This is a genomic window from Maribacter sp. 4G9 (assembly GCF_002742265.1).
Classification (GTDB): domain Bacteria; phylum Bacteroidota; class Bacteroidia; order Flavobacteriales; family Flavobacteriaceae; genus Maribacter.
This window is the reverse complement of sequence record NZ_MDGL01000035.1, coordinates 59,636-71,453: the sequence shown is the minus strand read 5'-3', so window position 1 is coordinate 71,453 and position 11,818 is coordinate 59,636. Positions and strand designations below refer to the sequence as shown.

The 11,818-nt window shown below is 44.6% G+C and carries 9 protein-coding genes; all 9 read right to left on the bottom strand.

Annotation, left to right across the window (positions count from 1 at the left end; translation table 11 throughout):
- Positions 1-86: 86 nt before the first annotated feature.
- Entirely contained in the window at positions 87-299 is a 213-nt protein-coding gene (locus BFP75_RS04405; protein WP_099543667.1) for a hypothetical protein, read from the bottom strand.
- 30 nt (positions 300-329) lie between these two features.
- On the bottom strand, positions 330-2,870 hold the full coding sequence (glgP, locus tag BFP75_RS04400; RefSeq protein ID WP_206073484.1) for an alpha-glucan family phosphorylase: 2,541 nt from the start codon (positions 2,868-2,870) through the stop codon (positions 330-332).
- 62 nt (positions 2,871-2,932) lie between these two features.
- The gene (locus BFP75_RS04395; protein ID WP_240531697.1) at positions 2,933-3,838 is read right to left on the bottom strand and encodes an alpha/beta fold hydrolase; all 906 of its coding nucleotides are present in this window, start codon (positions 3,836-3,838) and stop codon (positions 2,933-2,935) included.
- A gap of 71 nt (positions 3,839-3,909) precedes the next feature.
- A complete protein-coding gene (locus BFP75_RS04390; RefSeq protein ID WP_099543662.1) occupies positions 3,910-5,595 on the bottom strand; it encodes an alpha-amylase family glycosyl hydrolase in 1,686 nt (561 codons plus the stop codon).
- A gap of 11 nt (positions 5,596-5,606) precedes the next feature.
- A complete protein-coding gene (locus BFP75_RS04385; protein ID WP_099543660.1) occupies positions 5,607-6,971 on the bottom strand; it encodes a dicarboxylate/amino acid:cation symporter in 1,365 nt (454 codons plus the stop codon).
- 13 nt (positions 6,972-6,984) lie between these two features.
- Entirely contained in the window at positions 6,985-8,046 is a 1,062-nt protein-coding gene (locus tag BFP75_RS04380) for a class I fructose-bisphosphate aldolase (RefSeq protein ID WP_099543972.1), read from the bottom strand.
- 10 nt (positions 8,047-8,056) lie between these two features.
- On the bottom strand, positions 8,057-9,070 hold the full coding sequence (locus BFP75_RS04375) for a type II glyceraldehyde-3-phosphate dehydrogenase (protein WP_099543658.1): 1,014 nt from the start codon (positions 9,068-9,070) through the stop codon (positions 8,057-8,059).
- Positions 9,071-9,077: 7 nt separating this feature from the next.
- Positions 9,078-10,406: a Na+/H+ antiporter NhaA gene (gene nhaA / locus BFP75_RS04370; RefSeq protein ID WP_099543655.1), complete on the bottom strand. Its 1,329-nt coding sequence runs from the start codon at positions 10,404-10,406 to the stop codon at positions 9,078-9,080.
- Entirely contained in the window at positions 10,399-11,781 is a 1,383-nt protein-coding gene (locus BFP75_RS04365; protein WP_099543652.1) for an NAD(P)/FAD-dependent oxidoreductase, read from the bottom strand. The genes nhaA and BFP75_RS04365 overlap by 8 nt, the downstream gene beginning before the upstream one ends.
- Between the last annotated feature and the right edge of the window lie 37 nt (positions 11,782-11,818).

Here is an 11,818-nt window from a genome sequence, read left to right as displayed (position 1 = left end):
TATTAGATTAGATTTTTTGGCTTTTAGTAATGAAGATTCAACCCATTAGACCGATTGAACCATTTCTTTCGTTTATTTATCAATAATCATTTATTTGGCAAGGCACAATCCTTGTCCTTCATATAAAAAGCGGCAATCTTTTCATATTTTGGTCCTAACTCCTTAGCACACCACGCTAACAGGGCGGGCTGTTCCGAACAAGTGGTATTCCTGACCGCTTTTTCCAATTCTTTCTTTAACAGTTCATCATTAAAGCTTACCTTCTTTAGTACAACTTCATGGTATTCAAGCGTTTTCATTACTTATTTATTTTTAAATTCTTATAGATGTTAATGTTGCCACAGGATCATGTTATCCTCCAAGGGCACGGCAACGCCTTCGTAATCCGGTAGAATACGAACGGTATAGTGATTGGTGGGCCGGGGAGTATTGACCTGGGCATAGAAATTATGTTCCCCTTGTTCTCCCATCCAGTCAAATTTCATTTTGATTCTTTCCGGTGGTTTGCCGTTCATACCTTCTGCAAAAAGCTCTACGCTAATATTTTTAGGATTTATTTCATTCAGCCAAACCGGGACTTTAAAATGATGCTTGTGGCGCTCGCTCTCAATTTGAACTTCTCCGAATTTTATGGCCTCCCATTTATGCCCAAGATCATGCGCAGCATCTAAAACCCTTTTTCCTGCGGCTCCTTTTCTTGCCACCCGTTTTTTATATCTTGCCGCCGCGGGAAGGTAAAATTGTTCCGTATACTCGCGTACGGTGCGATTGGCAGAAAATTGGGGAGTAAGGGTCGCCATGCTTTTTCGCATCCGTGATACCCATTGTTCGGGCACGTTTTTTTTATTGCGCGCATAAAATTCGGGCACGACGTGCTGTTCCAATAGGTCAAACAGGGCTGTCGCCTCGGCTGCATCCCAAGCGGGGTCATCGCCGTGTTCTTGACCGTCTCCCAAGGCCCAACCTACCTCCGGGGTATAGGCCTCGGCCCACCAACCATCCAGTTCAGATAAATTGATGCCCCCGTTGACAAGTACTTTCATGCCACTGGTTCCGCTCGCTTCCCACGGGCGTCTTGGGGTATTGAGCCATACATCGACACCCTGTACCAAATTCTCGGCCAACACCATGTCATAGTCGCTCAAAAAAATCACATGCTTGTACAAATTATGCTGTTGGATGAATTGCACCCATTTTTGTATCAATGCTTTCCCCGATTCGTCAAATGGTGGAGCTTTACCGGCCAAGACTATTTGTACAGGATGTTCCGAGTTGGTAAGGATACGGATAAAGCGTTCCGGATCGTGCAATAGAAGGTCCGGTCTCTTGTACGGTACAAATCGCCTGGCAAAGCCCAAGGTCAAGGTGTTGGGATCAAACACCTTTTTTGCGGAAACAATTATATCGGAGGAAAGACCGGAAACGATAGCTTGTCTTTCAAATCTTTCCCTGATAAAACCAACTAGCCGATTTCTCGATTGGTTCCTGAATTGCCATAATTTATCATCGGAAATCTTCGAAATATGTGCTTCATGGTCAGTAAGCTCCCCTCTCCAACGATCTTTTCCACAGGACTCCGTCCAGAGTTCATCGGCATATTTGGAATCCCAACAGGGCATATGCACCCCATTGGTCACATGGCCCACGGGAATTTCGGATATGGGCCAACGTGGAAAAAGCTTGCTAAAGAGATTTCTGCTCACCTCGCCATGCAAGCGGCTAACACCGTTCACGGCACCACTGCCACGAACGGCGAGATAGGCCATATTAAAACTCTCCCATCGATTATTGGCATCTGCCCGACCCAGGGCCATCAAGTCGTTGAGATCGATACCCAGTTCTTCCTTGGCATACCCGCCAAGAAATTGCTCCATAAGCGATGGGCTAAAGTGGTCAAAACCGGCGGGGACCGCCGTATGCGTCGTAAATAAATTACCTGCCCGGGTTACGGCCAGGGCCTCTTCGAACGAAGTGCCGTTCGCCTTCATAAAATCGTTGGCACGTTCCAGTACGAGAAAAGCGGCATGGCCTTCGTTCATATGGCAAACTTCGGGATCGATATCCAAGGCCCTGAGCAATTTGTAGCCACCGATACCCAGAACGATTTCCTGTTTTATGCGATGATCGGGACCACCGCCATACAGTTCATCGGTAATGCCGCGGTGGACCGGTAAATTCGCGGCGTCATTGCTATCCAATAAATATAGCTTTGCCCTACCTACCTTTACCTGCCACGCACGTAGCCATATCGGGTGGCCAGGTAAAGACACTTTTAAGCGAAGCCATTCCCCATTGGGCAGACGTAAGGGCGTAATGGGCAACTGACCGGGGTCATTGTAAGGGAACAGGGCATTTTGGGTGCCGTATTTATCAATTTCCTGACGGAAGTAGCCTTTATCGTAAAGCAGCCCCACTGCAACGACGGGGACGCCCAAATCACTTGCCGATTTTAGTTGATCGCCAGCTACATTGCCCAAGCCACCGGCATATATGGGAAGGGCCTCGTTCAGCATATATTCCATACTGAAATAGGCAACGGTGCGCAACTGCGTCTTTGGATGCTTTTGCTGGAACCAAGAGGGAGCGGAAAGGGCTTCGTCGTTCAACTTTAAAAGAGCGTCCAGTGTTGACCGAAAATCGGGATCGGACAAATGCTGCTCCAGCTTATCCCGTGAAACGGTCTGTAATATGACCCATGGATTCCTTGTAAATTCCCACAGTTCGGGATCCAATTGTTGCCAAAGTTCATCGGAAGCGTGGTTCCATGACCATCGTATATTGAGGGCAAGTTCTATGAGGTTTTCTACTCCCTCGATGTCGGTGTGCATCGATCCGTAGAGTTGATGCGTAGTGTTATTTGTTTTTTTCATCTTCATTTTTATTTTCCAGTTCTTATTTTCCAGTTCTTATTCTAATCCATTTTTACTGCCGATCAACCGAAAAAATCCGTGACCGCTTTCCAGACGATGTTCGGGTCTTTCAAAAAAAGTTGATGGTCGCCACCATTGACGGTCAGAAATTCGGCATTTGAAACGGTATTGGCCAATTTTACCGCATTAACCAGGGGAGCCGTGGTATCTTGATCGCCATGGATAAAAACAACTTTTTTGTTTCCGATGTTTCTGGCGATGGCATATAGGTCAGTATCCAGGATTATTTCGTTCAACGAATTGTAATAGCTCTGCCAAGTGTGTTTATTGGCATCTGCAAATACGTCATCCGACAGGTTATCGGGCTTGAATATCCGGGTCATAAAAATGGGATGCAGCAAACAGAGGTATTTGGAATATTTGTTTGCCGTAAGCCTGTCAAAAAGAGAATGTTCTGACATTATATCATTAAATTCTTTCATATCCTTATAGACCGGGGTACCTATCGCTATTGCCCCTTTAAACCAATCGGGATGTTTTTCAAGAAGTGCCAATGCGATGACAGTGCCCATGGAGTGTGCGACGAGCACGGTTCTGCCCCCATCAAAACCTTCTTTTGAAATAATCGCTTCCAAAGCGCCCACCTGCATCTCAAGGCTGTAATCGCTATTGGGCTTTGGGGAGTCGCCAAAACCGAGCAGGTCGACCAACAGAAGCTTATGTGTGCTTGAAATGCTATCCAAATCCCTTTTCCAATAGTTTTTGGAGCCCGTTAGGCCATGGATAAAAACCAGATCCCTATCCCCTGAGCCAACTATTTCAAAATTCAAGGGCATGCTTTCCGGATTATATTTAGGTGCTACAACGACCTTTAGATATTGATACCCACCTATAGAAATAAAAAGTACGGCTACTACCAATAACAAGACCAACATCCTTTTTCCTGTTTTTATAATAAAATCTTTCATAGTTCTATTTGATTAAAACGCCATACTCTCTCCGCGATAAAATCATCTTATACAAAAAATGCTAGGTTCAACTAACTGTTCTTGAATATCAAGAATTCCATGGGTTTTAGTTTTAACTTGATATAAAGTCGGCTATCTTGCCCATCCGCATTTTTTTGCACTTTTATTTTGGTTTTACCTCCATAAATACATTTCATATAGGTGTTTTCATTGTTGATGCCATTATCAATTAAGACATACTCTTCTTTTGTATCTTTTGGAGACGAATTATATACCACCAAAATCTCTCCGTTGTGAAGTACCCTGGAAAAGGCCAAAAGACATTCTTCGCAATTGGGATAGTGAAAATCAATTGCGTTTTTTGAAGTTTCCCTAAAATACATCCTACCGAATTTCAGGATAGGTTCAGTTTGCCTCAGTTTTGCCAAATCTGCAATTGTTCTGTATATCCATGAATTACGGTTCAATACGTTGGTCTTGGTATCATTGGGATCGAACATGCCTTCCCTGATATATCGGTCATCCATCCCATTTCCATCCAGGCCTTGTTCCGTTCCATAATAGATACACGGGGCACCAAGGGCGCAGAGCAGAAAGCCCACGCCCGCTACGATCTGTTCTGGAGTGGTATCGTAGCCGAAGCGATGCTTAAAATCAGTGCCCACTTGGTCGTGATCATCGATATAGGTCACCAAGAAATCTCCATATTCGCCCCGGCTGAGCGCATTCCATTGCAAGGAGGAATAGCGTTCCAACAGTCTTTCAGGAGAGGAAACACCCTTAATAACTCCTGCCAGGACACTGTGTAGGGGATGGTCCAAAACGGAATCCAGCCCGTAATACACGTTCTGGTCCTCCGGTAACATTTTCGGCCCGATATACGGATTGCCCGTCTCATCGTTACCGATAATCTCACCGAACAAAAAGAAGTTTCTCTTGCCCAAGGAGTAGGCATATTCACGAATGGTGGAACAAAAACGGCTAATATCCTGTCCCTTCATATGTTTGACGGCATCCAACCGAAAACCGTCCACGTCGGTCTCGCGTATCCAGTAACAATGTATGGCGGCCAATAGTTCCCCTAACTTCTCGCTTTCGGGGGAACCATCGTTACGAAATGTTTTTAGGGTCAAAAAATCACCTTCTTGGGTTTCGGGATAGGTATCGAAATTACTTATTTGTCCTTTTCGGTTGTAAAGCTCGGGATCTCTTAGTTCTATTGGGAGCGGCCTATCTTTTTCGCGCCAATCTCCCAATGGGAACCGTTGTCCATTTGCATAGTAATAAGGGTAATCGAACGGATACGACCAATTGTCACCGGAATGGTGTAGAACGACATCCAAGAAAACCCGTATATCCAATTTATGTGCATTGTCTACAAGCCTTTCCAAATCTTTTTTGGTACCCCAACGTTTGTCTACATCCAAGTAGTTCTGGATGGCATAACCATGATAGGAGCGGGGGTTGTTTTCAAATACCGGACTCAGCCAGATTGCGGTACAGCCCAAGTCTTTGATGTAATCGATATTGTCGATGATTCCCTTGATCGTGCCCCCTAAGGGTTTTTGCAATTGGTCATCGTTGCCGAAACCCGAATGTCGAACATCGAAGTCCAAAGAATTCCGTTTGTTGCTGTCATGGAACCGGTCTACCATAAGAAAGTAGATGATTTCCTCCCGCCATTCCCTATGGCAGTTTATCCAATATTCCTTGTTCGGTTTTGGAGAAAGATCTATATCGTTGATTGACTTCATCATTTTTTAAATTTTTAAACCGTGGAATACTCCTTTTTTGTTTTTGAAATACTTTTTGGGCTTATGGCGGGCTTATTTCCATAGAAGCGGTTGAACACCATACAGGCAGTAAGGTCGCCTGTGACATTAACTGCGGTACGGAACATCCCCAGTAACCGTTCCACCCCTATAATGATGATAATTCCTTCGGCAGGTATTCCTGCACTGGAAAGTACAGAGGCCAAAATCACTACCCCACCACCAGGTATTGCCGGAGTACCAATGGAAGCCGCGACGATAGTAATCACTACCAAGATGACATTCAAAAGGCCCATTTCCAATCCGTAGGCCTGGGCTATAAATAAGGTCGTTATGGTCTGATATAGTGCCGTACCGTCCATATTCACAGTAGCTCCTATTGGAATAATGAAATTACTAATGGCAGGATCCACTTCCAGTTCTTCTTCCGCCGTTTCAAGGGATAATGGCATTACTGCTGCAGAACTAGTGGTTGAGAATGCCAGTAATTGCACATCCCTGATCTTACGTAAAAACTGAAAAGGATTGCCCTTGCCCAAAATGCTAACAACCAATAAGTAAATTCCGATCAGAATCAACAACCCAATCAACACAACAACGACATAAAACCCTAGACCCGAAAGGGAATTTAGACCAACGCTGGAGGTCAGCTGCGCCATCAAGCCGAACACGGCTACCGGAACCAACAACATGGCCCATTTGACCACGGTCATGCAGATTTCCTGTATGGCACTCAACAATAACTTTACGGGCCGTAGCAAATCATCGGGAAGGGATAATACGGCGACCCCTATGATAATGGTAAAAATGACGATACTCAACATTTCACCACTTACCATGGATGCCAGCGGATTGTCAGGCAACAAATTTGTTATGGCATTGGGAATATCGTTTATCCCAAACGATAATTCCGTGCTTTCGGCCGTATTGGCCAAAGCCTGTTCATGATCTACAATCGCTTGCTGGTGCAGATACTTTCCAGGGCTAAAGATTAATCCAAGGATTGTACCTATGGTCACCGAGATAATGGTTGTGGATATAAAATACAAGAGTACACCGCCCCCCAGTTTTTTTAAATTCTCCTTGTCGTTGCTGGCAATGCCGGTAATTATAGAGGCAACGATCAAAGGAATCATAATCATTTGTACCAACTTGAGAAAGAGCATGCCCGGCAGGGCCAACCAACTGCCCAGAACATCAGCTGTGCCTTTGGTTATCCAACCATTTTGCGGACTTAACAAAAGACCAAGGCCTACCCCAAGGAACAAAGCGATGATAACCTTTAGCCATAGCCTATTCTCCACCAGTTTTTGGAGGTAGTGGTTAAGCGATTTCAGTGATTTTATGTCCGTATCGAACATTCCTTAGTATCCGTTATGCAATTGTTATTTTCTTTTCCAGATAAACACCTTGTACCGCGTGCAAAAGTTCCACACCCTCTTTGAACGGCCGCTGAAAAGCCTTTCTTCCCAGAATCAGACCGGATCCCCCGGCCCGTTTGTTTACGATTGCCGTAATAATGGCTTCGCTCAGGTCGGATTCTCCCTTGGAGCCGCCTCCCGAGTTGATCAACCCGATTTTTCCCATATAGCAATTCGCCACTTGTAGCCTACATAGGTCAATGGGATGTTCCGTGGTCAAGGTTTCATACATGGCATCGTCGTATTTACCGAATCCAATATTTTTGAATCCATAATTGGTAGTTGGCAACTTTTGTTTAATTATATCCGCTTGTATGGTAACCCCTAGATGATTGGCCTGTGATGTCAAATCGGCCGATGAATGATAGTCTTCCTCCTGTGTTTTAAAGGAGTCATTGCGGGTATAGCACCATAGAATGGTAGCCATTCCAAGACTATGTGCTTCGGCAAAGGCTTCTGCGATTTCTTTTAACTGCCGGTTACTTTCCTTTGATCCGAAGTATATGGTCGCACCGATTGCCACCGCACCCATATTCCAAGCCTCCTTGACCGTTCCGAACAAAGTTTGGTCATACGTATTCGGATAGGACAAAAGCTCGTTGTGGTTTATTTTTACGATAAAGGGAATTTTGTGTGCATATTTCCTTGCATAAAGACCCAAACCTCCAAAGGTGGAGGCCACTCCATTGCAACCCGCTTCAATAGCCAGTTTTATAATGTTCTCAGGGTCAAAATAATCGGGGTTCTTATAAAAGGAAAAAGCTGCACTATGTTCAATGCCTTGATCGACCGGAAGAATACTCAAGTATCCCGTACCTGCGAGGTTGCCGTGATCGTAAAGTTGAGATAGGCTTCCGAGGACCCGTGTATTCCGGTCACTGGGTACGAATACCTTATCCACCACATTTTTTTCGGGCAACTGCAATTCATCCTTGGTTATTTTTTCGCTAACGTGGTCCAGATAGTAGGATGCCTTATCACCCAGACGCTCCACGACATCTTCGTATGTTTTCATGCTTTTTATTTTAATTGATTCCCAAACTTTTGTTGGTTTTGGCAATGGATGTATGACCATCCCTTTCGATGCCCGTTAATGCCCGTATGGCATCAATGGTCTCGGGTATTACGATAGCCTGATTATCCACGACATAGGCATAAAACAGTTCGTCGCCTACCACTTTTAACATATCTTCCCAAAGGGCTACCTCGTACATATCGCCCCAAGGCCGCCCCATATCCAGATACATTTCCTTAATGGTGTTGTTGGAAACCAGTCCTTGGTCATAGTGTATCAGTTTAATCCGGCTTGAGGTCTTAAAGGCATCGAGCACTTCTTCTTTAGTGGCCTTTTTCTTTAGTTTCACGTTCCAATAATGCATATGGCTCAAAGTTTCGGGCACCTTTACCGCCGATGTGATTACATCGAGGTCGGGATCTACACTTTGGGCATCCGGACCTTGGTGGCTCGGTATTTCCTTCTCGGGAACCATGGTGTTCATAATACCGCCCAAATGGCTTTCCCAAGGGTCTGTGGCACGTCTTAACAAAGTGCCCCTGGCATAGTCCAACAGGTCGGCCCTTTTTAGCGCGGTCAGCGTTCTTAAAATGGATGTGGTGTTGCAGGAAACTACCCTTGTGGCATCCAAATCTATCGCAGATTCGTAATTGTTTTCGGCACTAAAGGAATGACCGGTCGTTTCATGTTTTTCACCACCTTGGACTATGAATTTAAGTCCTTGTTTCTTATAGGTTTCAACATTCTTTGCGGCTATGTTCTTTGGGGTACAATCAACTACAAGGTCCACTTTATTTAGAAGGTCTTGAAATAAGCCAGCTACCTGAATGCCTACCGACCCCATTTTTTCCCTGGCTTCACTGGTTGCTGCGAATATGGTATACCCCTTTTTTACAGCGGTCTGTATGCGCCAATCGCTAATAACATCGCAAACCCCAAAAAGATTCATGTCTTCCTGCACATTAATGGCGTCGGCTACTCTTTTCCCGATGACCCCGTATCCTACTACTGCTATTTTTTTCATATTGTTTTTATTTAATTGTTATTAATTTTTTACTGCTTTTATATAATAGTATGGCACCTACTATTCCTGAAATTAGAGAGGCAAATAGGATACTTACTTTTGCGGCGAAAATCAAAGATTCATCTGAGAAGGCCAGTTCATTAATAAACAGTGACATGGTAAAACCGATGCCCCCCAAAAAGGCGGTACCATAAATCATATTCCAACTTACGTTTTCAGGGAGTTTGGCAAGTTTAAGTGCCACAAGAATTCTCGAAAAGGCTGCAATACCAATGAATTTTCCGAAAATCAGCCCCAAACTGATTCCCAGGCCAACTGGGCCGGTTAGCACCTTCAGCAAATCCCCATGAAGATGTATCCCCGCATTTGCCAAGGCGAACAAAGGAAGAATGATGAAGCTTACCAGAGGATGTAGGGCTTTTTCCAATTTTTGAAGCGGAGTCTCCGCTTCGGAACTTGTGGTTTTTATTTCTTCCAATATTTCCAACTGTTGCTTGGAAATAAGGGCGCCTTTAATCGACTTTGTCATTTGAAATCTTTTATGGAGTTTATCCAGGCGTTTTAAAAAGGTATCCTCTTTAATTTTGACCCTCCCGGGAATTGCTATAGCGGTAAGAATTCCGGCAATCGTAGGATGCACGCCCGAAAAGAAGAAAGCCAACCACACCCCTCCGATACCTACAATGGCATAAAACCAAGTACTTCTTATCCCCGCGAAATTTCCAATGAGGAGAAGTCCGAAGAAGAGTAGCCCGTGGAGCAAATCCATTCCCGAAATACCGGAAGTATAAAATAGGGCGATCACCAGAACACCGCCCAGATCGTCCACGATTGCCAATGTGACCAAAAATACCCTTAGGGCGGTGGGCAATCTTTTCCCCATAAGTGCCAGGACCCCCAACGAAAAGGCAATATCGGTGGCCATAGGAATGCCCCACCCTTGGGAAGCCTCCCCGGAACCGTTGAACAAATAGTAAATAAAGGCGGGGATTACCATGCCTCCTATTGCAGCTCCTATGGGCAATACTGCATTTTTAGGAGATGAAAGTTTGCCCCCCAGTATTTCCCGTTTAAGTTCTAGCCCGACCTGTAAAAAGAATAGTGCCATCAACCCATCATTGATCCACAACAGCAAAGGTTCCGATAACCGAAAATCCGCAATGTAAAAACCGATGTCCGTTTGCATAAGACCGGTATAAAATTCTTTCCAAGGGGAATTTGCCCAGACCATTGCAATAACTACGGTCACAAAGAGAACAACCCCACTGTTGTTGAGTCCCTTGGCATAATGGCCAAAGAATTTTCGAATGCCTATGTTACTTCGGTTTTTAAGCATCGATATTGGTTTTTTGTGAGTTTCTTACCGCTTTCGAAGCATTGAATTGTTCGTTCGCTTGAGATTCTTTATGGGAACCTTGTTTGAAATTTCTAATGATGACCCTATTGCTCTTTTCATAGGTAAAATAACTTATGACCCAATTAAAGCCCACTAACAGTTTGTTTCTAAACCCACTGATGGACATCAGGTGTACAACGGACCATAGTAACCAGGCAAAATAACCACCAAATTTGAGCTTACCGAGATCGGCGACCGCTCTTCGTTTTCCAACGGTAGCCAGCGACCCTTTGTCCTTATATTCAAAAGGTTTCGATGGTATGTCATTCATCAGGTCCGTGAGCAGTTGAGCTAGGTATTTTCCTTGTTGAATAGCTGCCTGTGCCACCTGTGGATGACCCTTGGGTGTATCTTCGGAAATCAATGCGGCGATATCACCGATGGCATAGATGTTCTCATGGCCTTCCACCTGTAGGTACCTGTTTGTCTTCAGGCGGTTGCCCTTTACAACGGATTCTTTGTTTATCCCTTTGGGAAATTGTCCTGTAACCCCCGCAGTCCATACAAGGTTTCTTGCCAATAGCGTTCTACCGCTTTTGGTCTGGACAACCTTGCCGTCATAACCACTTACCGATTCATTAAGCAAAACTTCAACACCTAGTTTCATTAGGTATTTTAGTGTTTTTACTGATGCTTTATCGGACATAGCACCCAACAACTCACCTGATGCTTCAACTAAATAAATTTTCATTATCGTAGCTGGATATTCTGGATAATCTTTAGGAAGGATGTATTTGCAAAATTCAGCCAAGGCGCCTGCCATTTCCACGCCTGCGGGACCCCCGCCTACAATAACAAAATTGGTAAGGGCATCGCGTTCTTCGTCATCGCAGGTAATTGCCGCCTGTTCCAGATTCTGCAACATCATATGACGAATGTTCAGGGAATCACGGATGTCTTTCATCCCTAGACTGTTTTTCTGCACATTGTCCATCCCAAAAAAGTTAGTGGTCGTTCCTGTAGCCAAAATCAGGTAATCATAGGTCAATTTGCCCTTGTTCGTAAACAGTAGGTTTCGGGATGGCTCTATTTCTACGACTTCCGCCAGGCGGAATTGAACATTCTTGTAACCGCTGATCTGTTTTCTGATAGGGAATACGATGCTGTCGGGTTCGAGTGCACTGGTGGCCACTTGATAGAACAGGGGCTGGAATTGATGGAAGTTGTTCTTGTCCATCAATACGATCTGTACGTTTTTCTTTTTGAGACCTTCTACCAAGGCAAGGCCCGCAAAGCCACCACCCACCACGACCACCCGGGGTAGTTTGGTGTCCGGTAAGCAAATCAAATCGGTAATTTTACAAGTATTTTCCATAGTAGTGTTCAACGTATCTATATTTTTCAAACCAACT